General features: G+C 60.5%; 18 protein-coding genes. 7 read left to right on the top strand and 11 right to left on the bottom strand.

From position 1 onward, the window contains the following. Positions 1 to 45: 45 nt before the first annotated feature. The 3 genes from HW556_RS03785 to prfA form a co-directional block, all read right to left on the bottom strand. Positions 46 to 468 (bottom strand): secondary thiamine-phosphate synthase enzyme YjbQ, encoded by a 423-nt coding sequence (locus tag HW556_RS03785; protein WP_176898115.1) that lies wholly within the window; start codon positions 466 to 468, stop codon positions 46 to 48. Positions 469 to 582: 114 nt separating this feature from the next. Then, entirely contained in the window at positions 583 to 2,097 is a 1,515-nt protein-coding gene (locus tag HW556_RS03780) for a right-handed parallel beta-helix repeat-containing protein (RefSeq protein ID WP_176898113.1), read from the bottom strand. A gap of 209 nt (positions 2,098 to 2,306) precedes the next feature. Next, a complete protein-coding gene (gene prfA / locus HW556_RS03775) occupies positions 2,307 to 3,377 on the bottom strand; it encodes a peptide chain release factor 1 (protein ID WP_176898112.1) in 1,071 nt (356 codons plus the stop codon). A gap of 243 nt (positions 3,378 to 3,620) precedes the next feature. On the opposite strand from prfA, the gene HW556_RS03770 reads away from it, so the two are divergent. Then, on the top strand, positions 3,621 to 4,301 hold the full coding sequence (locus HW556_RS03770) for a c-type heme family protein (protein ID WP_176898110.1): 681 nt from the start codon (positions 3,621 to 3,623) through the stop codon (positions 4,299 to 4,301). Positions 4,302 to 4,409: 108 nt separating this feature from the next. Next, entirely contained in the window at positions 4,410 to 5,711 is a 1,302-nt protein-coding gene (locus tag HW556_RS03765; RefSeq protein WP_246289509.1) for a protoporphyrinogen/coproporphyrinogen oxidase, read from the top strand. Positions 5,712 to 5,847: 136 nt separating this feature from the next. Here HW556_RS03765 and HW556_RS03760 read toward each other — a convergent pair whose 3' ends face one another. The 3 genes from HW556_RS03760 to HW556_RS03750 all read right to left on the bottom strand — a co-directional run bounded on the left by HW556_RS03760 (position 5,848) and on the right by HW556_RS03750 (position 7,544). Continuing rightward, entirely contained in the window at positions 5,848 to 6,618 is a 771-nt protein-coding gene (locus HW556_RS03760) for an exodeoxyribonuclease III (protein ID WP_176898108.1), read from the bottom strand. 183 nt (positions 6,619 to 6,801) lie between these two features. Then, entirely contained in the window at positions 6,802 to 7,164 is a 363-nt protein-coding gene (locus tag HW556_RS03755) for a hypothetical protein (RefSeq protein WP_176898105.1), read from the bottom strand. A gap of 2 nt (positions 7,165 to 7,166) precedes the next feature. Then, positions 7,167 to 7,544: a carboxymuconolactone decarboxylase family protein gene (locus tag HW556_RS03750; RefSeq protein WP_176898103.1), complete on the bottom strand. Its 378-nt coding sequence runs from the start codon at positions 7,542 to 7,544 to the stop codon at positions 7,167 to 7,169. A 188-nt stretch (positions 7,545 to 7,732) separates the two neighbouring features. Between HW556_RS03750 and HW556_RS03745 the strand changes: the two genes are divergently transcribed. Continuing rightward, positions 7,733 to 8,431: a ComF family protein gene (locus HW556_RS03745; protein ID WP_176898101.1), complete on the top strand. Its 699-nt coding sequence runs from the start codon at positions 7,733 to 7,735 to the stop codon at positions 8,429 to 8,431. Positions 8,432 to 8,618: 187 nt separating this feature from the next. On the opposite strand, the gene HW556_RS03740 is transcribed toward HW556_RS03745, so the two are convergent. Both HW556_RS03740 and HW556_RS03735 read right to left on the bottom strand, forming a co-directional pair. Next, the gene (locus tag HW556_RS03740; protein WP_176898098.1) at positions 8,619 to 9,875 is read right to left on the bottom strand and encodes an SUMF1/EgtB/PvdO family nonheme iron enzyme; all 1,257 of its coding nucleotides are present in this window, start codon (positions 9,873 to 9,875) and stop codon (positions 8,619 to 8,621) included. A gap of 68 nt (positions 9,876 to 9,943) precedes the next feature. Further along, positions 9,944 to 10,996 carry a PorP/SprF family type IX secretion system membrane protein gene (locus tag HW556_RS03735; RefSeq protein ID WP_176898091.1) on the bottom strand — a complete coding sequence of 351 codons (1,053 nt, stop codon included), beginning with the start codon at positions 10,994 to 10,996 and terminating at the stop codon, positions 9,944 to 9,946. Positions 10,997 to 11,339: 343 nt separating this feature from the next. Here HW556_RS03735 and HW556_RS03730 point away from each other — a divergent pair, with 343 nt between their 5' ends. The 4 genes from HW556_RS03730 (at position 11,340) to HW556_RS03715 (ending at position 17,168) form a co-directional block, all read left to right on the top strand. Beyond that, the gene (locus HW556_RS03730; RefSeq protein WP_246289508.1) at positions 11,340 to 14,459 is read left to right on the top strand and encodes an AsmA family protein; all 3,120 of its coding nucleotides are present in this window, start codon (positions 11,340 to 11,342) and stop codon (positions 14,457 to 14,459) included. A gap of 115 nt (positions 14,460 to 14,574) precedes the next feature. Then, positions 14,575 to 15,426, top strand: a complete 852-nt coding sequence (locus tag HW556_RS03725; protein WP_176898089.1) for a DUF4382 domain-containing protein — start codon at positions 14,575 to 14,577, stop codon at positions 15,424 to 15,426. Between the two features lie 117 nt (positions 15,427 to 15,543). Next, positions 15,544 to 16,194, top strand: coding sequence for an alpha/beta fold hydrolase (locus HW556_RS03720; RefSeq protein ID WP_176898087.1), 651 nt, complete (start codon positions 15,544 to 15,546; stop codon positions 16,192 to 16,194). Positions 16,195 to 16,367: 173 nt separating this feature from the next. Then, a complete protein-coding gene (locus HW556_RS03715; protein WP_176898085.1) occupies positions 16,368 to 17,168 on the top strand; it encodes a cyclase family protein in 801 nt (266 codons plus the stop codon). Positions 17,169 to 17,241: 73 nt separating this feature from the next. Here HW556_RS03715 and HW556_RS03710 read toward each other — a convergent pair whose 3' ends face one another. From HW556_RS03710 to HW556_RS03700, 3 genes are all read right to left on the bottom strand, one after another. Beyond that, positions 17,242 to 19,752, bottom strand: coding sequence for a DUF5686 and carboxypeptidase-like regulatory domain-containing protein (locus tag HW556_RS03710; RefSeq protein ID WP_176898083.1), 2,511 nt, complete (start codon positions 19,750 to 19,752; stop codon positions 17,242 to 17,244). 109 nt (positions 19,753 to 19,861) lie between these two features. Continuing rightward, complete coding sequence (locus HW556_RS03705; RefSeq protein ID WP_176898080.1) at positions 19,862 to 20,818, bottom strand: NAD(P)/FAD-dependent oxidoreductase; 957 nt, start codon at positions 20,816 to 20,818, stop codon at positions 19,862 to 19,864. 467 nt (positions 20,819 to 21,285) lie between these two features. Continuing rightward, positions 21,286 to 24,108: a beta strand repeat-containing protein gene (locus HW556_RS03700; protein WP_176898079.1), complete on the bottom strand. Its 2,823-nt coding sequence runs from the start codon at positions 24,106 to 24,108 to the stop codon at positions 21,286 to 21,288. Positions 24,109 to 24,518 lie beyond the last annotated feature (410 nt).

The raw sequence follows: 24,518 nt of genomic DNA, 5'->3' as shown, positions 1-24,518 counted from the left end.
GTTGTTCAACGATTCACCCGAGACTCTTCGCTCTGAATGACGTTCTTAACTCCCCATCAACGTAGCTACTATCCAGCGGCGGCCGCCTTGGGTGCGGTGCTCACCTAAATAAATGCCTTGCCAGGTGCCCAGCAGTAGCTCGCCCTGGCTGATGGGGATGCTGACGGCGTGACCCAGCAAACTGGCTTTGAGGTGAGCGGGCATATCGTCGGGGCCTTCCTGGGTGTGCTGGAAGTAGGGCGCGTTTTCGGGGACCAGCCGGCGGAAGAACTGCTCGAAATCGGCCCGCACGGTGGGGTCGGCGTTTTCGTTGAGGCTGAGGCTGGCGGAGGTATGCTGAATAAAGAAGTGCGCCGTGCCTACCTGCAGTTGCTCCAACTCGGGCAGCTCGGCCACCAGCAAATCGGTAATCAGATGGAAGCCCCGACTCAGGGCCGGCAGCCGCAGTCGTTTCTGGAAGCAGTGCATTGGTTGGAAGTGAGTAGTTGGTAGTAAGTAGATAGACTTTCTCACTCCACAGCGCAAATAGGGATGATAGAGCAAGCGTCTAACTACTCACTACCGATTACTCAATACTTCTCCTTAAGGATTCACCCGCTCGTAAGCACCAATGTCGGGCGTGGTGGGGTTGCGGGGACGGTTGAGTAGGTCGGTGCTCAGGCCCGGCAAAGGCAGGGCGCGGTTGCTGGCCGACGAGAGAGTGTCGAGCTCGAAGTTGGGCTTAGGCGACAGAAACGGGTTCTTGAAAATCCGGCCAGTAAACTCGTCGGGGTTGAGCACGTTGCCATTTTTCTGCTGGCCCAGTGGCCCCGTGTTGTCGTACTTTTTGGTTTTGAGCAGGCTGTTGCGGATGCTGATATTGCTCGCATACTGCTCGCCGGCTACGAACTCCAACTCATCCCCATCACGGATACTGCCCCAGATAATGGAGTTGCGCACCGTCAGGCCACGGGGCGCAACCACGGGCAGCGGTTGGTCATTGATGGCTCCAAAGGGCGCTTCGGGCGAAATCAGCACTGAAGGCTGGTCGCGGGTGCCGAGGCTGTAGTTGGCAATGGTGCAATAGTCGAGCTGAACTTGGCTGCTTTGCACGGCGTACACTGCGTACTGCTCGCAGTTGCTTATGAGCGTGTTGCTGACCGTGAAATCCCCGCTCAGGCTCAGTAGCGCGGCCCCATCGAAGCCCAAGCCACTGTTGAGGGTAGATATGTTGCGCAGCTCCACGTTCTCGACACGCACCTGAGGGCGCGGCTGCTCATCAAATGGGTTGAAGAGGTAGAGGCCCAACGTGCTGTTCTTGATTTCGGTGTAGCGGATCACGTTGCCCTGGCTGCCCAAGTCGAACTCGATGCCTCCCCACTGGCCGGGCCGCTCGTTGTACTCGGCTTCGCGCCGGTCGCCCGAAAAGCGCACGATGTTGGGGTCGGTGGGTTTGATGGGGCCGGCAGGCTGATAGTCGGGGTTGCACAGCAGGCGGCCCTCTACCACAAGATAGGAGCGGAAGTGCGAGTAGATACGTGCGCCGGCCGCGATAGTGAGCGTAACGCCCGGCTTCACGAGCACCGAATTGTAAATTACATGCGGCTTGTCGGCCTTCCAGACTGTACTGGTGCTGATAGTTTCGTTGTCGTGGAAGTAGGCGTTTTGGCCGTAGCTGAGCACCTTCACAGCCTGCTCGTTGCCGTTGGTTACAAAGCGCAAATCGTCTTCTACCAGGAACGGCTTGCCGGCGGCTGGCGTGGGGTCAACGGTGGCCCGCACCAGTACCAGCAGGCTGTCTTTGCCCCTGATTTCCACGTTGCGGGCGCTGGCACCGGCGTCGCCATTTATCAGCAGGCTGTAGGTTACGGCCGGCCGGCTTTGCAGGCTGATTTCGGCCACCCGCACGGCGCGGGCGTTGCGGTTGTACACCCACAGGCGTTTGGTTACGGTGCCGGTAGCCACGAACACGGTGTCAAACTTCACCGTGTCGAGCGAGAATTCCAGCTTCGCGCTGCTGTCTGTTGTTATCAGGTCTTCCTTCGGCTCGCAGCCCGGCAGCAGCACCGTGGTGGCCAGGGCCGAAAGCAGGAGCAGCAGCGGAAGCAGGTAGCGCATGAGGTTGTTGGTTTTTGATAGGATGTCAATAAAACATGTCATGCTGAGCGAAGCGGAGCGTAGTCGAAGCATCTCTACCGCAACGGTAACCCCTGCATCAGGATTAGCATTGCAGTAGAGATGCTTCGACTACGCTCCGCATGACACGTTCTATCTATGTTCTGCTGACGTCTTGCTTTCCTCTCCCAACGTCAGTTCAGCCAGAAAAATTATCCGACGCCTTCCTGCAGGCGGGCGGCGCTTTCGGCTAGGCGCAGCTGCTCCACGAAATCGTCGATGTTCCCATCCATTACGTTGGCCAGGTTGTGCACCGTGAAGCCGATGCGGTGGTCGGTTACGCGGCCCTGGGGGTAGTTATAGGTCCGGATTTTATCCGACCGGTCGCCGCTGCCAATCATGCTTTTGCGCTGGGCACCTTCGGCTTCGTTCTTCTTGGCCAGCTCGATTTCGTAAATCCGCGAGCGAAGCACGCCGAGGGCCTTATCGAAGTTTTTGAGCTGCGACTTCTGGTCCTGGCACTGGGCCACGAGGCCGGTGGGCAAGTGGGTGAGGCGCACGGCCGAGTAGGTTGTGTTTACCGACTGGCCACCGGGCCCCGACGACATGAACAAGTCCTTGCGCACGTCGTTCATGTCAATCTGCACGTCGAGCTCCTCGGCCTCCGGCATCACCACAATCGAGGCCACGGAGGTGTGGATGCGGCCCTGGGTTTCGGTTGCCGGCACGCGCTGCACGCGGTGTACGCCCGATTCAAACTTGAGCTTGCCGTATACGTCCTCGCCCTTGAGGGCCAGAATAATTTCCTTGTAGCCGCCCGAAGTGCCTTCGGTGGCGTCAATGAGGTCCATTTTGAGGTTGTGCTTTTCGGCGTAGCGCATGTACATGCGCTGCAGGTCGCCGGCAAAAATGGCGGCCTCGTCGCCCCCGGCCCCGGCCCGGATTTCCATGATGACGTCCTTGCTGTCGTTGGGGTCTTTCGGAATCAGCAGCTCTTTGATAACGGCTTCCAGGCGCTCCTCTTCGGGGTATAGTTCTTCGAGCTCGTCCTTGGCCATTTGGCGAAAATCCTCGTCCTTTTCGGTGGAGATGACCTGCTTGGAGCTGGCAATGTTGGCCAGCACGTTCTGGTAGGCCTTGTACTCGACCATAATCTTGCCCAAGTCCTTGTACTCCTTGTTAAGGGACTTGAAGCGCTTCATGTCGCTCATGGCGTCGGGCTGGGTCAGCTCCTCGCTCACATCCTCGTAGCGCCGTTGGATGGCCTCCAGTTTATCTAGCATCTTGCCTTCTGAAATTTGTAGTAGGGCTACAAAGATACGGAAACGCGGCCGGCTGGAAATACGTCTTGCAGTGTTGGCAAGCTGTACCTTTAACCGGTCAGTAAGAATGAGGTAGGGGCGGGGCTTGCCCCCGCCCGCCGTTAAACGGGAACAACCCGGTTCGTTGGATGTATATCGTTTAAGCGGCGGGCGAGGACAAGCCCCGCCCCTACCTCGTTTGCCCCGTCTCTATAACACTTCCCTATGCGCCCACTCCTGCCTGTTGCTGCCCTGCTACTCCTGCTGTTTTCCGCCTGCCGCCCCGACCAGGTGGAGCACCTGAGTAATACCAAGGAGCTAGCCAAAGAATCCGCTAACTGGGAAGTGAAGCGCATTATGCCCAACGATTTACTGCGGGCCACAGCCTGGGCCGGCGACTCGCTCACGGGCCGGGCCGAGCGGGAGCTGCGCCAAGTGCTGGCCGACAAGCTGGCCGCGGGCGGCGTAGCGGCAGCCCTGCCATTCTGCCGACCCGAGCGCCTGCCCCGCACCGATTCGTTGGCCAAGGCGATGCAGGCTACGCTAACCCGCGTGAGCAACCGCCCGCGCAATCCCCTCAGCCAGGCCACCCTGAGTGCCGCCGAGCTGAACCCGGCCGATACCGCCCGGCAGGTGGCCCGGCCCAGCCAGGAAGTCTTCACCTACCAGCGCCCGTTAGTACTCAACGACCAGCTCTGCCTGCGCTGCCACGGCGAAGTGGGCAAAGACATTACGGCCGCCGATTACGCGCTCATCAGGCAGCAGTACCCGCAGGACCAGGCCACCGGCTACCAGCAGGGCCAAGCCATGGGCGTGTGGCGCGTCAGCCTCGCCCGAAACGGTGCGGCCGAGCTCTGGACCCAGAAAACCCGCAAAATAATGAAGCCACGCAAGCCGCTGTTTTAGCAGCTGGGAGGATCGTCATTCAGAGCAAAGCAAAGAACGACGGCCCGCTCAACTCCTGACCTCTCTCAAAAAACAACCTTCGCGCTGCGTTTGCAGTTTGTTGGGTCTATGATGACCACTGCTTCCTCCGATCCGCTTCCCACCATAATAATCGGCGCCGGTATGGCCGGACTGGCCTGCGCCAACTACCTGCACCGTGCCGGCCGGCCCGTGCTGCTGCTCGAAGCCGCCGACGCCGTGGGTGGCCGTGTCCGGACTGATGTGACGCCCGAGGGCTTCCACCTCGACCGGGGCTTCCAAGTGTTGCTCACGCGCTACCCCGAGGTCGAGCGGCTGATTGACTACGGCGCCCTCGACCTGAAGGCCTTTAATTCGGGGGCCGTTATCCGGCTGCCCGACGGCAAGGAGACGACCCTGCAGAACCCGCTGCAACGGCCCATGGCCGCGTTTTCGGCTCTCACTTCGCGCATCGGCACGCTGCCCGACAAGCTGCGGATTCTGAGTCTGGTAAAGCACGTTCACGGCTACACCACCGGGCAGCTCATCAGCCGCAACTCCACCAACAGGCAAACTACCCTCGACTTTCTGCGTCACTACGGCTGGAGTGAACAGATCATCGACAACTTCTTCCGGCCCTTCTTCGGGGGCGTGTTCCTCGACCGGAGCCTGAGCACGGCGGCCAATTTCTTCGAGTTCGTATTCCAGCAGTTTGTGATAGGCGAGGCCGTGGTACCGGCCCTGGGCATGCAGCAGATACCCGAGCAACTGGCCGCCCGCCTGCCCGCCGGCACCGTGCGTCTGAACAGCCCGGTAGCCACCGTGGAGGGCCTCACCGTCCGGCTGGCCAGCGGCGAAGCCATTGAGGCCGCCGCCGTAGTAGTAGCCGTTGATGGTGAAGCGGCGGCCCGCCTGCTGCCAAAGGCCACCGACGAAGCGCTTGTGTCCACCCCCGCGCCCCTGCGCTGGCGGCGCACCACCTGCACCTATTTCGCCGCCCCCGCTTCAGCCAGCCGCCCCGATAAGCTGCTGCGTCTTAATGCCTCGCCCACCGGCCTGGCCCATAATGTGGCTTTCCCCTCGGATGTGGCCCCGGCTTACGCCCCGGCCGGGCAGCGGCTGGTATCGGTGAGCACCCACGGCGAGCATGGACTTTCGGAAGCTGGCCTTACGGCCGAGCTGCGCCGGGAGTTGGCTGCTTGGTTTGGCCCCGAAGCCGCCGGCTGGCCGCACCTGCGCACCTACGAGCTGCCCTTCGCCCTGCCCGAATACCCCGCTGGCCAGCCAGCCCGTCAGTCGCTTCGGCTCGGTGCCCACCTCTACCGTTGCGGCGATTATGCTGCCTATCCCTCGCTAAATGCCGCCCTGGCCGCCGGCCGCGAGGTGGCGGAAATGATTCTAATTGAGAATTGACTGAAAAAAAGGAACGTCATTCTGAACGCAGCCGAAGAACCTCTACCGTGAAGTAAACCCAATAATAGTGTTACCATTGCAGTAGAAATTCTTCGGCTGCGCTCAGAATGATGTACCTTTTTACGTCTCGTTTCTACTAAAAACTGAGTTCCAGCGAAGCCGGGCAATGGTCGGAGTGGATGACGTCGGGTAGCAGGTCGGCGTGGCGAATGTGGGGCGCGAGGCGGTTGTCGACCAGCAGATGGTCGAGGCGCCAGCCCACGTTGCGGGCGCGGGAGCCGGCGCGGTAGCTCCACCAGGAATAGCGTTGCAGCGCGTCGCCGTGCTGGTGGCGGAAGGAATCGGTGAAGCCGTCGGCCAGAAAATCCTGGAACCACTGCCGCTCTTCGGGCGTGAAGCCCGGGCTTTTCTGGTTGGCCTTGGGGTTGTGCAGGTCCAGCTCGCGCTGGCAGCAGTTGAAGTCGCCGGCAATAACCAGCGGCGGCACTCCGGCCGCTTGCAGCCCGGCCACGTAGCGCCGGAAAAAGTGCAGCCATTCCACCTTGAACGCCTGCCGCTCGGGCCCGCTGGTGCCCGAAGGCATGTAGGTGTTCAGCACCGCGCAGTGCTCGAAATCGAGCCGAAGCACCCGGCCTTCGGTATCATAAAGCTCCTGCCCGCACCCCTCGGTTACGGCCAGCGGCTTTTCTCTGGAGAAAATGGCCACGCCGCTGTAACCGGGCTTCTGGGCCGGATGTAAGTAGGCGATGTAGCCCAGATCGGTGAGCGGCGCTACATCGAGCGGCTCACGGCTGGCCTTTATTTCCTGCACGCATAATACGTCGGGCCGGGCCGTGGCCACCCAGTCGGCCAAGCCCTTGCTCAGGGCCGAGCGCAGGCCGTTGAGGTTGTAAGAAATGATGTTCATCTGATTGGTTTTCCAGAGCAAGCGGGTCAGTAGAAAAGAACGTCATGCTGAGCGCAGCCGAAGCATCTCTACCGCAATGGTAATCCTGACGCTGCTAAGCTGCCTGAACCTCGGAATTACCATTGCGGTAGAGATGCTTCGACAAGCTCAGCATGACACGGTTCTTTTCTGTAGCTGCTACCGCTACTCCTCCTGGTTCTGTTCGTCGAAGTATTCCAGCACGTGCCATTTCAGCATGCGCTCCTGCTCCTTCAGGTTGGAGAAGGGCAGCGCCTGCAGCAGCCGATAGTGGGGCCACCCTTCTTCATCCATGTTTTCGCGCTCGTAGTAGCCCGAAATGCTGAACAGCCGGCAGGTGGCAATGTGCATCAGGTCCTGCTTCTGCTCTTTGGTGAAAGGCCCAGCGCCCTGGCCCAGCTCCTGCACACCGATGAGCAGCAGCAGGGCGTTCATGTCGGGCTTTTTGCCGAAGCGGGTCTTCATCTCCGTCATCAGCTCCCACCAGCGTTGCTCAAACTGAGCTTCGGTTTCCTGAGGATCGAGCATGCTTAAACGGCGTGCGGATGAACAGGCGGCGGGGTTACCGTTTCGTCCTTGAGGGCCTCCCAGTACTCCACGGCGCGCCGGAAGTGCGGAATCACGATGCTGCCCCCGATGAGGTTGGCAATGGCGAACAGCTCATAGATTTCCTCCTCGCTCACCTTCTCCTCGTAGCATTTGCCCAGGTGGTACTTGATGCAGTCGTCGCAGCGCAGCACCATCGAGCAGGCCAGGCCCAGCAGTTCCTTGGTCTTCACGTCGAGCGCGCCATCCTGGTAGGTATTGGTGTCAAGGTTGAAAAACCGCTTGATAACCTTGTTGTCGGCCGCCATGATTTTCTCATTCATGCGCTGGCGGTAATCGTTGAATTCGGTGACGATACTCATGGGTTGAAGAACTGATGAATGGATGGGCCGGTGGGCTGCTAGCGCTGCGCTGCTGACAGGTTGGGCTATAGTCTGCAGTCAGGCAAACACTTGGCCAACGCTCCGGAAAAATAAGACTGTGGAAGTTTCAGCATTAAGCGCTAAAATTAGGCAGAAGTTTCCCCAGGCCCACCCGCTGCCCCACCGCCATGCCGCTGCCCGTCGTGCTGTCCGATTTCGTGAGCCTGCTGTTTCCGCGGGTGTGCCTGGCCTGCCAGGAGCCGCTGGCCCGCGGCGAGGACGACCTGTGCACCGACTGCCGCGCCCAGCTACCCTACACCGACTACCACCGCCTGCCCCCGGCCGATAACCCGTTGGCCCGCCGGTTTTGGGGTAAGCTGCCGGTTACGCATGTGCTGGGCTACCTCACGTTTCAGAAGCACGGGCGGGTGCAGCACCTGCTCCACGAGCTAAAATACCGCAATCAGCAGCAGGTCGGCAGGGTGCTGGGCCGCCACTTCGGCCAGGAGCTGGCCGAGGCGGGCTACACCGAAACTTTTGGGCTGGTGGTGCCCGTGCCACTGCACCCGCGCAAGCTGGCCCGCCGCGGCTACAACCAAGCCGATAGTTTCGCCGAAGGCCTAGCCACGGCCCTCGGCTGCCCCTGGCACCCCGAGGCCCTGCGCCGCACCGCCGCCACCGAATCGCAGACCCGCAAAAACCGCCTGCAGCGCTGGCAGAACGTAGCCACTGTGTTCGAGGCCGCCCGCCCCGATTTGGTGGCTGGCCAGCATGTGCTGATAGTAGATGACGTGCTGACCACCGGGGCCACGCTCGAAGCCTGCTGCGCCATGCTGCTCACTGCCGGAGCGCGCGAAGTCAGCGTAGCCACCATCGCCGTGGCCTAGAATCACAGATGTTGCAGATGAATATGCTACTGTAGATGACGGGTAATTACTGCCGTATGCCACTCCGGATTGGTATTGTCAATGCCCTGAAAACAAAGCAGCCACCCCGTGAGAGGTGGCTGCTTTGTTTTCCTGATTCTAGTTATCCGTCATCTACGACACCCTATCATCTGTAACATCTATGATGTTATTTGTTCGAGCCGGCGTTGATCATAGCGCAGCGGAAACCAATGGTAGCCGTAGCCGAGTCTTCGGCCATAAAGCGGCGGGTGCCGGGCGAGAGCCAGTAGGCTACGTCGCGCCACGAGCCGCCTTTGTACACGCGTACGTGGTCGTCGATGAGCGACTGGTAACCTTTCTTGTCATACTTCTCGGAAGGGTCGAGGTAGCCGTTGCGGCGGAAGGGGTTCAAATCCTCCACATCCTCATAGGAAAGCGGACGGTAGATGTCCTGCACCCACTCGTTCACGTTGCCAGCCATGTTGTAGAGGCCGTAGTCGTTGGGTGGGTACGAGAATACCTGCTCGGTAATCATGGCGCCATCGTTGAGCGAGCCGGCAATACCGGCGTAGTCGCCGCGGCCACGCTTGAAGTTAGCGAGGAACTGACCCTGGTTCTTACCGTAAGGGTTACGTACCTGACGGCCGTCCCAAGGGTAAATACGCTTGTTTTCCTGGTTTTCGTTGCCGGTTTCCTGGGTGCCGATGAGGGCCTGAGCCGCGTACTCCCACTCTGCCTCGGTGGGCAGACGGTAGTTGGGCAGCGTGTTGCCGTTTTCGATGGCGATTTTCACACCGCCACCATCTTCGGAGGTACCTTCAGCGGCGTCGCCGCCCTTGTTTTTCTTGCGGCCAAACAGACCACCCCTACGGGAGCCGCCGCCATCATCAGATGCTTCGCCAGCTAGCACCTCGTTCACTTTAGCTGTACGCCAGGTGCAGAAGTCGTTGGCCTGCAGCCAGCTCACGCCCACTACGGGGAAGTAGCGGAAGCCGGGGTAACGCAGGTAGTAATCCACATACGGGTCGTTGAACGACAGCTCGCGGGCCCATACGGTGGTGTCGGGCAGGGCCGACATGTAAAACTCCTCGGCCGAGTCCTTGCGCACGTAGTGCAGGTATTCGAGCCAGTGAATATTGGCTACTTCCACCTCATCCATGTAGAAGGAGGCTAGCGTAACGGTGCGCTCCAGGTTGTCGTGGCTCATGGCCACGTCCTCTTCGGCCGAACCCAGCACCGTACGGCCGCCTTCGATAAACACCAAACCCGGACCTTCGGGGATGCCCTGATAATCAGACACCTTCATGCCCTCATCGGTGTTGTACTCGATGCCTGTGGTCGAGCTGTATTTGCCGGGGTTGGTAGCCGAGCGTCCGCCCTTGTTACAGGCAGTCAGGGTGCAGGCTCCGACGAGGGCCAGGCCCAGGTACTTGGAAATATTCATGATCAAGTTGAAACTACCTGTTAAGAAAGCATTTAGCCGAGGCAAGTCGGGTGCAATAATACAACATTTTAAAAAGCCGGGCAAGGAATTTTCGGGTAATTGCGTCGCTTTAGTCGGCGCCAGGCCGCTTCCAGCGCGTCGAACTCGCGAAGCGTGAGCGAAAGCTCGTGCGCTCCGCCCAAATCGGCGCTGAACTGACTGAGGCTGACATCATAGCTATAACCAAGCCGAAAAGTGCCCGCGCTGATGCCGGCTACGGCCGTAAGTATCTGCTGGGGCCGGGGCGCACCGGGTAGCGGCAGCCCCCGGTACACCGCTCCAAGCGTTAGTGGAGTCGTGGTAAAGTACAATCCGAGGTCGGTGCGCTCCGAGCCGCCCTGGCGGGTGTAGCCGGCCGTGGGGCTGAGGCTGACTTCGCGTTGCTCCCGAACGGTGTTCACTTGGGCGAAGTAGAATTTGTAGCCGCCCTGCACATGCAGGCGCATGGGCAGCACCGATTGGCCCGCAAAGCTTAGGTTGGGCTGATTGAGGTGGTGGGCCGCCACGCCCAGCCAGAACTGCGGGCCGAACAGCAGCCCGCCTACCCCGGCCGTGAGGTAGTTGACGGGCGCATAATCGGCCGCTTCCTGGCTCAGGTTGCGCACCTGGCCGTCGTCGGAGAGTTGGTCGCCGAAGACGAGGTTGCTGTAGCCGACACGCTGGCGGCCGTAGCTGAGCGTGGCCCCGCCGCTGAGGCTAAGCTGGCGGTTGAGGCGCACATGATAGGCATACACCCCACCCGCCTGCAGGCGGGTGTAGCCCACGGCCCCCGTACGGTCCTGGTTTATGAGCAGGCCAAAGGCGCTGCGCTGGTTAAGGAGGCGGTAGTCGGCGGCCAGCTGGGTGGTCTGGAAGGTGCCGGCCAGGGTAGGAAACTGGTTGCGGTAGCTGAGCGTTACGCCATAATCGTCGAGCAGGCCGGCGTAGGCGGGGTTGAGCTGCATGCGGTTGGCGAAGGGCTGCGCGAAGTACAGGTCTTGGGCCTGGGTGGCGGGCCCGGCCAGCAGCAACCCGGCCGCGGCCAGCCACCGCCGCCGCCTTCTGGGTTCTGCTGCTGCTGCTGACGTGCTGGTGCTTCGCATACGTGGGCTGCTAACGAGCGGGCGGTTGGGTTTGGTACCCGACGGCCGGGAGAAATTATAGGGGCGTTGGTCGGTGTAGACGCGCAACAGCTTGCGTTTCGTCGTTAAGCGGCAGTGGTATTCGTCCTTGCATAGCCACCATCAGCAATACCACTTCGTTGCCGGATGACTAATATAGACAACGTCGGTAACGACGAGGGGCAAGATAGTGCGTCTGTACAGCGTTTATCACAACCGCAGTCCGGTTGAGTTTCTCCTTACTTTTGCCTGGGTCGGCAACCGAACTGATTATTCTGATAGTCAGTTCGGTTGCCGGAATTTACCTCTTTTAAGCATTCATTCTATGCGCAAGTTTTTTATCGGCCTCGGGATTTTCCTGGTCGTCGTCGTGGCCTTTCTGGCTCTGGCGCCGCTGCTGTTCAAAGATAAAATTAAAGCCGCCTTCGATAAGCAGCTCGTCCAGCGCGTGCGGGCCGAGGTGCAGTACGACCCGGCCAACGTCGACGTGACGCTGCTGAGCACCTTCCCCGACCTGGCGTTGCGCATCAACCAGCTGCGCGTTATCGGGCAGGACTCGTTTGCCCGCGACACGTTGGCTTACCTGCCCGAAATGCGGGTGGGCCTGAATCTGATGAGCGTTATCAGCGGCGACCAGATAAAAATTAAGAACATCACGCTTGAAGAGCCCGACATCAATATAAAGGTGCTCAAAAGCGGCCGCGCCAACTGGGACGTATTCGTGTCGGACTCGGCCGCCGCTACCAAGGGGCAGGATACCACGGCCGTGAGCCTGGCCATTAAGGGCTGGCAGATCAACAAGGGCCGCCTGCGCTACGACGACCGGAGCATCCCGTTCGGTATGGAGCTGCGCGGCATTGAGCACACCGGCTCGGGCGACTTCGAGCAGAACATCTTCGATATGGTGAGCCAGACCACGGCGCAGTCCGCCTCGCTCAGCTACGACGGCGTGCAGTATGTGAGCGACAAGCAGCTCGATGCTGACGTGACGATGGCCATGAACCTGGAGAAGATGCTGTTCACCTTCAAGGACAACAAGGTAAAGCTGAACGAATTTCCGGCCACCTTCCAGGGTACCATCGGCCTGCCCAACGCCACCGATATTGTGTACGACCTCACGTTTAAGGCGCTGGAAACCGATTTCAAGAACATCCTGAGTCTGGTGCCGGGCGCGTATACCGAGCAGTTCAAGGACATTAAGGCCGACGGACTAGTAGCATTCGACGGCTATTACAAGGGCGTGCAGAACGCGCTGCAGATGCCCGGCTACGGCGTGAACCTGCAGATCAAGAACGGCAGCTTCCAGTACCCGGCGCTGCCCGAGCGCGCCCGCAACATCAACGTGGATATGGTGGTGGACAACCCGTCGGGCTTCACCAACAACGTGAAAGTGAACGTGAAGCAGTTTCACCTGGACCTGGGCAAGAACCCCATTGACGGCAACGTAGCCATTGATGGGCTGGCCCCAATGAAGGTGGACGGCCGCGTGAAAGCCAACGTGGACCTGGCCGAGATGATGAAGGTGTATCCGGTGAAGGATTTGCTGCTGCGCGGCAAGCTATTCGTGGATGCCACTGCCAAGGGCGTGTACTCGGCTACCCAAATGCCGGTTATTCAGGCCAAAATGAACCTGACCAACGGTTACGTGAAGAGCAAGCAGTTCCCGGCTCCCATCGAGAACCTGACGCTGACCGGCACTGTGACCAACCCCACCGGCCAGATTAACGATACCAAAGTCAACATTCCGCAGTTCAAGATGCTGCTCGACGGTGAGCCGTTGGAGGGCCGTGTGGCCACCCAAGGCGTAGATAAGCTGGCCTTTGACACCGATGTAAGGGGCACGGTAGACCTCACCAAGCTCACCAAAATATTCCCGCTCGAAGGCATGACGGTGGCCGGGCGCCTGAGCGGCAACGTGGCCGCCAAGGGCAACATGGCTGACATTGAGGCCGGCCGTTACCAGTCGGTCGTAGCCTCGGGTACTGTGCAGGCTCGCAACATCGACTACAAGAGCCCCGACTTTCCGCAGGGCATGAAGGTGAGCCAGGCCACGGCTACATTCAACAATGACAAGATTGTGCTGCGCGACATGCAGGGCTTCGTGGGCTCGTCGGACGTGGCGGCCTCGGGCACCATCAGCAACTACCTGGCCTACCTGTTTGTGCCCGGCCAGCCGTTACGCGGCGACCTGACGGTGAACTCGCGCCGCTTCAACCTGAACGAGTGGATGGTGGACGAGGTAAGCGCCAAGCCCACCGCCGGCGCAACGGCCGCCACCAAAGCCCCCGCCGCCGCCACTACCAAAGCCGACGGGGTGCTGCAGATTCCGAAGGAATTTGACCTGACCATGAACACCACCGCGGGCCAGGTGCTGTACGACAACCTGAAGCTGAACGACGTGAAGGGCACCGTAACGGTGCGCAACCAGGTGGCTACGCTGCGCAACCTCACCTTTAATACGCTTGGCGGCAGCTTCGCCACCAACGGCTCGTACAGCAGCCAGAACCTGGCGCACCCCAAGTTCGATTTCGGGCTGAACGTGAAGGAGCTGAACTTCCAGCAGGCCTTTTCCGCCTTCAACTCGATTAAGAAGCTGGTGCCGCTGGCGGCCAACCTGGAGGGCATCTTCTCGACCAACTTCAACGTGAGTGGCGAAATGGGCCCCGACATGATGCCCCGCTTCAGCACGCTCACCGGCAAGGGCGTGTTCGATATTGTGCGGGCGGCCGTAACCGGCTCACCGGTGCTGGCCAAAATCAGCAACCTCACGCAGTTGCAGGAGCTGAAGAATTTTGTGGTAACCAACAAGGATGTGGCCGCCGAAATCATCAACGGCAACTTCGTGGTGAAGCCGTTTGATTTGAACGTGGGCCAGATTAAGATGACAGTCGGCGGCTCGAACAACATCGACGGCGGCGGGCTGGAGTACATAGCGGCCCTCGATGTGCCCACAGGCCAGGTCGGCAGCGCCCTCAGCAGCCAGCTTACGCGCCTCACTGGCGTATCGAACCTGAAAAGCACCGAACGCGTGACGCTGGGCCTCACCATCGGCGGTACCATGAGCAACCCCCAGGTGAAGCTGAGCAGTGGCAGCGTGAAGGGCCAGGCCAAGGATATGGCCAAGGAGCTGGTTAGCGGCATTGTGCAAAGCAAGCTCGACGACTCCAAGGCCGGGCTGGCCGCCAAACTGCTGCTTTCCCAGGACAGCCTCAAAAAAGAAGCCCTGGTGAAGCGCCAGGAACTAGAGGTGCGGGCCCAGCTGGAGCTGGAAAAGAAGCGCCTCGAAGCCGAAGCTAAACTGCGCGAACAGGCCAAAAAAGGTCTCAACAGCCTTTTCGGGAAACCGAAGCCTGCTCCGGCATCAACGCCTGCTCCGGCGCCGGCCCCCGCGCCCAAGCCCGCCGAGCCCAAAGCTCCGGCCGATACGGCCAAGGCCGGCAGCTAATTCGGGCTATCTGGTAGAAGTACAAACTTTGGTTGCATTTTTGCAGGGCCGCAACAGCTAGCCTGAGTAGGCATAGACCAACGTCATCTGTTTCACTTTTTTCTTCTCTGCTATCATGTTTAAACGCACTTTGTTCTATGCCCTCGTGGCTGCGCCGCTGGCGCTGGCTTCCTGTAGCGACAACGATAAAGCGGACAATGCGCTGTCTACCGGCACTCTCGAAGTGCGCCTGACGGATGCGCCCGGTGATTTTCGGGCAGTAATTCTCGATGTACGTCAGATTGAGATTCACCTGAAGGAAGAAGGCAACCCCGATGGCTGGCAGTTGCTGCCTTTCCAGGCGCAGCCCATCAACGTGCTGGAATACGTGAATGGCCGCTCGGCGCTGCTGGTCAGTTCCGATTTCGATCCGGGCCAGTTGAAGGAAATCCGCCTGATTCTTGGTCCCGACAGCTACGTGACCGGCCGCGACGGCCAGCGCTACGAGCTGAAAACGCCCAGCGGCCAGTCGTCGGGCGTGAAGCTCAAGATCAACAAGAAAGACCTCTACCAGCAGAGCAGCAACTACCAGCTTTTGCTCGATTTCGACGTAGCCAAATCCATTGTGGAGCGCGGCAACTGGAAGCCCGGCAACGACAAAAAGGAGCGTTACCTGCTCAAGCCCGTTATTCGGGTAGTGGCCCAGGATATTCGCGGCGGCCTGCGCGGCACCGTAACTCCGGCCGCGGCGCTGCCACAGGTACTGGCTATCCGCTCGTCCATCACGCCCGCCGACACGTTCAGCACCTCCGCCGATGCAGCCGGTGCCTTCCAGCTGGGTGCCCTGCCCTCGGGTACTTACCGGGTCGAGTTCTTCCCCACCACTACCGCCCCGGCCAACGAGGGCAGCTACAAGCAGGTAATTCGTACCGGCATCACCGTAACCAACGACCAGCTGACGGACATCGGCAGCACCCTGCTGCAGTAAGCCCCTTTGAAACTGCGATAGTTGCTTAAAATAAGCACGCCCCCTACCGGTTTGGTAGGGGGCGTGCTTATTTTAGTGGCCTTATTTGGTGGCCCTGATCCGGCCTCCGCACACAACATGAGCAAGCCTGTATTTTATCTGATTCCGGGGCTGGGAGCCGACGAGCGGGTGTTTCAGCGGCTGCAGCCGTTGTTGCGCGCAGAAAGCCAGGTGCTGCCCTGGCTGCCGCCCGAGTCAGCCGACGAGCCGCTGCCGCACTATGCGGCCCGGATGGCTGAGGCTATTCCGGTGGGGGCTACGGGCTGGTTGGGGGGCGTGTCGTTTGGTGGGGTTGTTGCGCTGGAATTGCAGCGGCTGCGGCCGGGGTTGCGCCCGGTACTTATCAGTAGCCTGCCCGATGCTCAGAGTCTGCCGCTGCTGCTGCGGCTGGTGCGGGCCTCAGGACTGTACCGACTGGTGCCGCCGCAGTGGCTGAAGCTATTTCCGAGGGCCGGACAGCTGTATTTCGGGGTGCGCAACGGGGCAGAGTACCGGCTGTTCCGCCACATCTTGCTTGATATGGAGCCGCGCTACACTCGCTGGGCAATCAATAGTTTGCTGCACTGGAACAGCACGGGCGTAGCGCCCGCCGTGCAGCTGCTGGGCACCCGCGACCGGGTATTCCCGCCCGGCAACCGCTCCATAGACTACCGTATCCGGGGTGGCGGCCACTTCATGGTACTCAGCCACGCCGAAGAAATTGCACATATTCTGAACGGGCTGGATTAGGGGCGGTAGTATTCTCTTGCCGATAGAAGAACTGTCATTCAGAGCGCAGCGAAGAATCTCGCGTGATACCATTGGGGTAGCATTGCAGCATCAGCACGCAAGATTCTTCGCTGCGCTCTGAATAACGTTCCTTTGTAACACCTTCCACCCCACCACTTCCTCACCTCCAAATCATGCTCGCCACTTATCCGCACTACGGCCGCTCGTTCAGCTTCAACCCGCAGGCACCGCTGGATATTTCGTTGCCGCTGGCGCCGGGTGAGGGGCAGGTGAACTGCTTTTGGGCCGAGCCGGTGGCGTTTGACGTGATTCGGGTGGGCGACTTCGTGGGCAGCGTGGCCGCGGGTGGCAGCACCAACTACAAGCGCGTGCACGTTACGCCCCACGGCAACGGCACGCATACCGAGTGCTACGGCCATATCTCGGCCGCGCCGGAAGCCACGCTCAACCGCTGCCTACGCCGGTTTCTGTTCGTGGCCCGGCTGGTATCGGTGCAGCCGCGGCCCCAGCCCAACGGCGACGAAGTGGTGCTGCTGGCCGATGTGCGCCGCGAGCTGGAAGGCGGCCCCGAAGCCGCCGTGCGGCCCGAGGCCCTGATTCTGCGCACATTGCCCAACCACCGCGCCAAGCGCACCCGCCAGTACTCGGGCACCAACCCCACCTACCTCGAACCCGCCTTGGCCGAGTACCTGGCCCAGCAGCACATCGAGCACCTACTGCTCGACCTGCCCAGCGTCGACCGCGAAGAGGATGAGGGCGAGCTGCTGGCCCATCACGCGTTCTGGCAGTACCCGCAGGCCACCCGCCAGCAGGCTACCATCACCGAGCTCATCTTCGTGCCCGATGCCGTGGAGGATGGCCTATACCTGCTCAACCTGCAGATAACCAGCTTGGAGCTGGATGCCAGCCCCAGCAAGCCGGTGCTATACGCACTGGGCGACGTGGGGGCAGGGCTTGTATCCGCCCGCCGTTGAACGGAATCGTTGCAATTCGGAGCGGGCGGGTCGTCCAACGGCGGGCGGGGACAAGCCCCACCCCTACATCGTTCTACAGACTAAACTTCAAACTCACCTTCACCCCGAACGTGCGGGCATCGGGCCGGTTGCGGTAGGTGAGGCGGTGCAGGAAGTCGACCCGTACAATTTTGAAGATGTTCTCGACCCCGTACCCCACCTCGGCGTAGGGCAGGCGGCCCAACGACTGGAAGGCGGGCAGCGGCTGGCCGGTAGCCGGGTCGGTGGTGGGGGTGATGCGGCGGTTGGCGTCGCTGACGCTGCCCCAGAGCAGGTTGGTGGTGCCCACCAGCCGCCAGTTGAGCTGCTTGATAGCCGGCAGCGAGTTCAGCAGAAAACCCCCGAACTGATGCTCCAGCTGCAGGCCGGCGTACCGGTCACTCACGAACTCGAAGAAGCGCATCAGGTTATAAGCCCCGGCGTTGTAAAAGAACGACTGGTTGCCCAGGTGGCTCTTAAGCAACGGGTAGGGCACGGTGCTCGGAATGTAGCCGGCATCAATGCGGTAAGTAGTGCGGCCCAGCTGACCCAGGCGCAGGCTGTGGTCGATGAGCAGGTTGAACTTCTGGTAGCGGAAATCGGAGCCCAGCAGGTTGTTGAGGCCCAGCGTGTAGCGCACCGTAAACACCGGCCAGCGCTTGAGGCCCACGGCCGTGCGGCGGTTCTGGTTGTTGGCCACCAGCACCTCGTCGCGGGCGTAGCGCGACTCCAGTATCACTTCCGAGAGCGTAAAATTGGCGGTGGTAGGGCTGCCGAGGCGGGCCTCCTGCGTGTAATAGAGAAAGGGGTAGAGCGGCTCAAACTGCTGGCGGCGCAGCATTACGCGTTGCGTAAAGCCACGGAACAAATCGGACTGCACCGACACGCTGGTCAAGTCGCGCAGCAGCGGGCGGCTGTTGCTGATGTTGCCCAGACGGGCCGCGGCTTCGAACAGCGGGTTTTCGAGGGCGTAGTCGTTGTCGAGCAGAGCCACTTGGTCGATGTCGTGGCGGTGCTCGAAGTTGGCCACCGTCCAGTGCCGGCGGTCGATGATGCGCTGGACCCGCAGGCCGTATTTGAAGCGGCCGTCCTGGGTGCCGTAGGCCAGGTAGGGCCGCAGCTGCCAGTCGCGGCTCCACTCGGTGGAGGTGCGGAAGCCCACTCGCAGGCGCAGGCCCTCGATGTTGTTGTAGCCCACCGTGGCCAGCAATGGGCCCAGGTCCACTTTGCCCAGCGGATAGTAGCCGTTCACCACAATATCGGCCAGCTCCATCATCGAGCGCACGGCTGGCAGCTGACGCACGGTATCGAGCACCGTTAGCGTGAGCTGCTCCTGGCGGCTGAGCGAGTCGGGCCGGTTGGCGGCGAAGTAGCCGGGCGGCACGTCGTAGGCGTCGGCGGCCACCTCCAGGGGCTTGTCGTAGAACGCCAGCGGTTGAGTCTGGTTCACCCGGAAATTGGTGTACACCGTGCTGATGCGCGCCAGCACGCCGGTACTGCCCTTGCTGGGCCGGATGCCGATAACGAAGCGCGTGACGGTGGGCAGCCAGGGCCCGGCTTCGGTGGGGGCCAGCTCCTGGCGCACGGCAATCTGCTCGATGAAGTTGAGGTTGGCCTGGGTGCTGACTTCCACATCGAGCTTGCGCAGCGCGTAGGTGTCGGTGGTTATCCAGATAGTGCCCTTGAACGCTAAGTCCTGGGGGCGGCGGGGCGTTACCTTCAGCTTGTAGCAGTAGTCGTCGCCGACCATGAGCGAATCCTGCAGCTCGTACTCGTAGGAAAACTTCCAGCCCTCGGCAATGGGCGAAACGAAGTCCTTGCCCACAATGCGAATCCAGTTGCGGTAAAAATCCCAGTCCTGAAACGAAGAACCCATAATCTGCGACACCACCGAGCCCTCGCGGGGGGCCGCGCCGTGCATCTGGGTTTTGCTGACCTCCTCGCGCTGGCGCAGCGGCTCGTTGTTCTGGTAGTAGTGCGAGAGGACTTCGGAGGCGAAGATGGGCACCACCGGCCGGCCATTGGCGTCGCGCTCCAGGCCCAGCGTATCGGCCACGGCCGTAATCTGGCGCAGCAGCTTGCGGCGGCTTAGCTGGTCGGGCAGGTTGTTGATGAGCAGCTCATTGCGGGCGTAGCTGTCGTAGTCGTAGGCCGTGAGGCTGGTTTTCTGGTTGCGGCGGCGGTTGGCATCCACCCGGCGCAGAATGCGGTAGGCTGGATTCTCGCGGGGCCGCACTACCACCTCGCCCAACGACACGCTGCCGCTGCCCAGCACAAAGTTGAGCGTCTGGCGGGCGGCGGTGCCGGTCACGGCTTTCCCGACCGGGGCGAAGCCAATGGCCGAGGCCGTGAGCGTATCCACTGTGCCGGTGAGGGTAAACTGATAGCGCCCGTTTTCGTCGGCGGTGGCACCCTGGCTGGTGCCGCGCACGAATACCGAGGCAAAAGGCACAGGCTGGCCGTTGGTTTCGGTGATGCGCCCACTGAAGCTGATACGCTGGGCCCAGCATGCCGGCCCCATCAGAAGCAGGAGCAGCAGCAAAACGGGCGGAATAACAAAGCGCATAAACAGGCAGGCAACAAAACAGCTGGCCCCGGATAAGGCTAGCCGCAGTAAGATAGGTTCCCTGGCCGGGAAAACCCAACCCGCTCCGGCCGGTACTGGGAGCCGTGGCCTATCTGGGGCACTCCTCCCGCGTCAGGGTTTCGTTGATGCTGATGGCGGCGGCGCTGCCCTCGGCGGCGGCCAGCAGGGCCTGCTGGGTGCCGGGCGTATTGTCGCCGGCCGCGTACAGACCCGGCACTGTGGTTTGCTGCTGCTTGCTCACCCAAACGGCTCCTTTGGCATTGAGCCGGCAACCCATTTCTTCGGCCAGCGCACTCCGCTGATGCTGGTGGGCATGGATGAACAGCGCCTTGCGCGCCAGCGGCTCGCCCGACTCGAATATGAGGTGACGCAGCTCGCCGCTGGCCGTGCCTTCGAGGCTAACCAGTGGCTCTTCGCGCACGGCAATGCCCTGGCGGCGCAGGCGGCGGCGGGCATTCTGGGTCAGGTTGCCCGGATCCTCCACGCACGCCACCACATCGGTGCTCCAGCGGCTCACCAGCAGCGCCAGCCCGGTTACGAGCTTGGCCCGCCCGTACACGGCCAGCGGCTGGTCGCGGTATTCCCAGCCGTGGCAATAGGGGCAGTGCAGTACCCCGCTGCCCCACAGCTCGCGCATGCCCGGCAGTGGTGGTAGCTCATCTTCAACACCGGTGGCCAGCAGCACCTTGCGGGCCGTGCGGATGATGCGGTGGCCAGTAGGTGCCTCCAACGTTAGCTCGAAATGCTTGCCGCACCGGGCCAGGCTCACCACCTTCGCTTCCTTTATTTCTACCGACTTGTAGGCCTGCAGCTCTGCCCGGCCCAGGTTCAGGAGTTTGGCGGGTGGCGTGCCGTCGCGGGTGAAGAAGGCCTGCACGGCCGGGGAGGGCGCGTTGCGGGGCGGCCCCCCATCGAGCACCAGCACCCGACGCAGGCAGCGGCCCAGCACCAGCGCGGCGCTCAGCCCGGCACTGCCGGCCCCCACAACGGCTACATCGAAATCAGTAGGAACCCGGCCGGGTACGGAGCAGCGAGCAGAAGGCATAAGTAGTGGGAGCAAGAAAGAAAACAGGAAAAGCGCCGGCAGCCTGATACGGCCGGTAAATCTATACACGGAAGCTATTTACAAAGTCCCCGGAATCAATCAGACCGTCATGCTGAACGAAGTCGAAGCATCTCTACCGCTTCGTAGCAGTCGTTTAACGAAGCGGTAGAGATGCTTCGGCAGGCTCAGCATGACGGTCTTTGAACTTTGTAAATAGCTTCCACTTCAAACATATGCAAAATAGGCTTTGGGTATATAGCACAAACCGAAGAACGGCTGTAGCGCGAAGCTCCAGCTTCTCGCATCGGTGCCGACTGCCTAAGCGCGGAAGCTTTATAACCTGAAAGCGGCCTGCTGGTTGTGCGACTAGGTGCGGGGTACCCCAAAGGTGCGGGGTACCCCAAAAAGCAAGCGTCCTCCCGCCGGGTGGCGGGAGGACGCTTGCTTACTAAACAACCAGTGAGTGGCTATTGCTTGACAACGCGGCGGCTGAATGACTGGCCGTTGCCCTTCACCTGCACCAAATAGGTGCCGGAGCGCAGGTTGGTCAGCTGTAGCTCCTGCACGGTGCCGCCGTTCTGGCGGAAGGTGCGCAGTACGCGGCCTGTCATATCTACCAGCGTTACCTGATAAGTGCCGGCTGGGGCTCCGCTCAGGTCGAGCTTGGCATCCTGGGTAGCAGTGGCAGGGTTCGGGTACACGTCAATCATCACGCGGGCCGTCAGTGGGAAACGTACGGTCCGTACTTCACTCAGGGCAGTAGTGCCATCGGTGTCCACCTGGCGCAGGCGGTAGTACACCAGCCCGGCAGGGGCCAGGGCAGCTACCCGCGCATCGGTGAAGTCGTAGGAAGTGGTAGCCTGGGTAGAACCCTGGCCTTTCACCTCGCCCACGGCCACAAAGCTGCGGCCATCGAAGCTACGCTCCACTACGAAGTAGTCGTTGTTGAGCTCCTGCGCCGTCTTCCAGTTTAGCTGGGCATTCAGGCCGGAAGCCTGGGCACCGAAGGCTACTAGCGTTACGGGCAGGGGGTTGTTCCTGATGATGAGGTTGACCGTTTGGGTGGTGATGCCGCCGGTAGCGTCGGTGGTACGAACCTGGACGGGGTAGGTGCCTTTCACCAGTTGCGTGCGGTCGGCTACGAAGAATTGGCCGGTAGTCGGGTTCAGGCCCACGCCGGGAGGCAAAGCCGAGGTGCCGCTAAGCGCCGTGGCGGTATTAACTGCGCCATCAGTGTCTGACACGGTAGCCAGAGAGGCCCCATTGGCATACCCCCCGTTGGTGGGGGCCGCTGCTACCGCATAAATGGCTTCAGTGTCGTTGAAAACGGTAATGGTAACTGCTGGGGAAGAGTTGCCGCCAGCCGCGTCGGTGGTAGCTACGTTGTAGGTGTACGTGCCGGCAAACGGTATGCTCGAGCCAACGGTGACCAAGCCTGAGGTACCGTTAATACTCATGCCCGAAGGCAGGGTGCTACCTGTGGCCAGCGTGGCAGCGGTAAGCTGTGCATCGGGGTCGGTAACCGTCGCGAGTGTCATGCCGCTGGTCAGGGCATCCCGGTTGAAGCTGTTGGTCGTGGTGTAAGTTGCCGCTCTGTCAGTGCCTACGATTGTGATAGTAACACTGGAAATGGTTTGCCCACCTCGGCTGTCCGTTGTCGTTACCGAAAAAACATAAGTGCCTGCGGGAGGAAGAGATATTCTGCCCGATTGAGGGCCATTTGTAACTTCTACAGCTGTTGCTGTTCCGTTTGCGCTGAACGTAATACCACCGTTGACAGCATTACCAGAGGTTTGCGTGAAGGTCGTTAAGGTGATACTGCCATCAGGATCCGATACTGTTGCTAGTACTCTTCCATTTACCACTGCAGACGTACGGAATGCGTTCGGCGACGAATACACGGCCGCTTGGTCGCCTACAAACAGCTCGTAGTTCACAGCTAGGCTAACGCCCCCAAAAGGGTCCGACACGAAATACTGGAATGTGCCGGAAGTTTCTGCGCCAGTGCCGCGCTTGAATTCCAGCGTGGCGGCCTGGGCGGCGGTTAGGGTTACGTTGCTGGTGCCGCTGATATCTTCTCGCGTGCCACTAGCATTAACATAGGAAACCACGCCGAAGCCCGGTGCCACAATAGTCGAACCCAAGATGGTATAAGTCAGCGGGTCGTTGTTGGGGTCGGTGCCCGTCATGGCAGGCAGCTTGGTGATACTAGCGGTACCAAACAAAACCGCAGCCGATTTGGCCTGGGCCGTCGGGGCTTGGTTTGTGGTGGTTGTTACATTGGCGTTGGCCAGCGAACCGTTGTTGTCCGAGGGGTCGGCGTCGTCGGTGTCGATGGTGCTACTGGCTCTGCCCGTTACCGTCGCGCTCGGCATATTGAACGTGATGAGCGCAGTACTGGTCGTACCTACTGCCAGCGTTGGGATGGTAGCCAGCGTGAGCAGACCGGTGGTGTTGTTGTAGGAGCTGCCAGCCGGGAACACGGGGCTCTGGGAGTTCAGGCCGGGAATGAGTTGCACTACAGGCTTCACGCCGGTAGCGTCGAAGTCGCCGGAGGCCGTAGTGGTAGCGGTATAGGTTACCGGCGAGCCTACATTGGCACGGGCCGGGCCGCTGAGGGTAGTGGCCACGTTGGCCTGGGTACACCAGGTGATGTTGTCAATAGCAACGAACTGAAATCTAGGATCAGCAACATTGGTAATTGTGTTCTGGTAGGTAAGCGTCAGCGAAGTGATAGGTTTATTGAACGTAACTGTGGCCGTACCATCTAGGGAGCTAGGAGGTACATCCTGTAAGCCGGTTAAGGCGTTTCCGCTTTGCGAAACAAACGCATTATTACGGGTAACAGTAGCATCCTCAGCGCTGGCAAGACTGAGAACAGAGCCATCTGCCTGGACAGCATCATAAGTTATTTTGTCAACCCACGCGTTTGCGCCCACATCAATGTCGTTGATCGTCAACGTGAGGTTGTTGACGGGCCGATTGAACGAGAATTTGATCTGGGTGGTAACGTTCTGCGAAGTGGCATAATCCGCAGACCAGATCAAAGTCGTTTTAGCGTTATATGTGCCTGTAGCCAATGATGTTTGGGCACCTCCCGCCGGTTCCACGTATGAGCCAGCTGTTTCAATCGTCGTATTGGTAGAGGCGGCACCCGCCTTTACAGGCGCACGGTTTTTCCAGTCGCCACTGCCGTTACCTGCGAAATTAAGCGTGGTAGTATTGGTGCAGGCGGCGGCCACCTTCGCCGCCGTGAGCTGCTGCTGATACGCTACTGCTTTTTTACGCATTTCCGGACTAAGTGCTGCGGAGGCGTCAGTAGGAGAGTCATTAAGCGGTGCCTGAGCCCAGGCGCTCAACGGCAGCAATGCCAATAGGAAAGAACGTAGGAGTGTTTTCACGAAAAGAAAAAAGAGTAGAAGTTTCGGAGAATGAAGGAAAAGCAGCAGTTAGTGTCCAGCTATAAGTGAACAAATGTACTGCGCGAGGAAAGGATAAAACCTTTTTATTCGGTAAACGTAGCTGGTGGCTCGGTAAACCGGGCAGTTAGCGGGTAGAAAAAACGGCGCGCTGGGAAGTTCAGCCCTGATGCTCAGATAGGTCACCAGCTATTGGTGGCGCCCGATCTTACGAGGCGGTTGCTACTGTCGGATTGCGGGCGGAACAAGAAAGAGAAGGCACACCACTGTGTAACTGGTTC

This window comes from Hymenobacter terrestris (assembly GCF_013377905.1).
Taxonomy (GTDB): Bacteria; Bacteroidota; Bacteroidia; order Cytophagales; family Hymenobacteraceae; genus Hymenobacter; species Hymenobacter terrestris.
This window is presented reverse-complemented; position numbering and strand designations above follow the sequence as displayed.

Excerpts from the sequence above, each read along its gene's own strand:
- HW556_RS03770 (WP_176898110.1), top strand. The coding sequence starts at position 3,621 with ATGCGCCCACTCCTGCCTGTTGCTGCCCTGCTACTCCTGCTGTTTTCC.
- HW556_RS03755 (WP_176898105.1), bottom strand. The coding sequence starts at position 7,164 with ATGCTCGATCCTCAGGAAACCGAAGCTCAGTTTGAGCAACGCTGGTGG.
- HW556_RS03745 (WP_176898101.1), top strand. The coding sequence starts at position 7,733 with ATGCCGCTGCCCGTCGTGCTGTCCGATTTCGTGAGCCTGCTGTTTCCG.
- HW556_RS03780 (WP_176898113.1), bottom strand. The coding sequence starts at position 2,097 with ATGCGCTACCTGCTTCCGCTGCTGCTCCTGCTTTCGGCCCTGGCCACC.
- HW556_RS03760 (WP_176898108.1), bottom strand. The coding sequence starts at position 6,618 with ATGAACATCATTTCTTACAACCTCAACGGCCTGCGCTCGGCCCTGAGC.
- HW556_RS03740 (WP_176898098.1), bottom strand. The coding sequence starts at position 9,875 with ATGAATATTTCCAAGTACCTGGGCCTGGCCCTCGTCGGAGCCTGCACC.
- HW556_RS03700 (WP_176898079.1), bottom strand. The coding sequence starts at position 24,108 with ATGCGTAAAAAAGCAGTAGCGTATCAGCAGCAGCTCACGGCGGCGAAG.
- HW556_RS03715 (WP_176898085.1), top strand. The coding sequence starts at position 16,368 with ATGCTCGCCACTTATCCGCACTACGGCCGCTCGTTCAGCTTCAACCCG.
- HW556_RS03785 (WP_176898115.1), bottom strand. The coding sequence starts at position 468 with ATGCACTGCTTCCAGAAACGACTGCGGCTGCCGGCCCTGAGTCGGGGC.
- HW556_RS03720 (WP_176898087.1), top strand. The coding sequence starts at position 15,544 with ATGAGCAAGCCTGTATTTTATCTGATTCCGGGGCTGGGAGCCGACGAG.
- HW556_RS03725 (WP_176898089.1), top strand. The coding sequence starts at position 14,575 with ATGTTTAAACGCACTTTGTTCTATGCCCTCGTGGCTGCGCCGCTGGCG.
- HW556_RS03750 (WP_176898103.1), bottom strand. The coding sequence starts at position 7,544 with ATGAGTATCGTCACCGAATTCAACGATTACCGCCAGCGCATGAATGAG.
- prfA (WP_176898112.1), bottom strand. The coding sequence starts at position 3,377 with ATGCTAGATAAACTGGAGGCCATCCAACGGCGCTACGAGGATGTGAGC.
- HW556_RS03730 (WP_246289508.1), top strand. The coding sequence starts at position 11,340 with ATGCGCAAGTTTTTTATCGGCCTCGGGATTTTCCTGGTCGTCGTCGTG.
- HW556_RS03710 (WP_176898083.1), bottom strand. The coding sequence starts at position 19,752 with ATGCGCTTTGTTATTCCGCCCGTTTTGCTGCTGCTCCTGCTTCTGATG.
- HW556_RS03705 (WP_176898080.1), bottom strand. The coding sequence starts at position 20,818 with ATGCCTTCTGCTCGCTGCTCCGTACCCGGCCGGGTTCCTACTGATTTC.
- HW556_RS03735 (WP_176898091.1), bottom strand. The coding sequence starts at position 10,996 with ATGCGAAGCACCAGCACGTCAGCAGCAGCAGCAGAACCCAGAAGGCGG.
- HW556_RS03765 (WP_246289509.1), top strand. The coding sequence starts at position 4,410 with ATGATGACCACTGCTTCCTCCGATCCGCTTCCCACCATAATAATCGGC.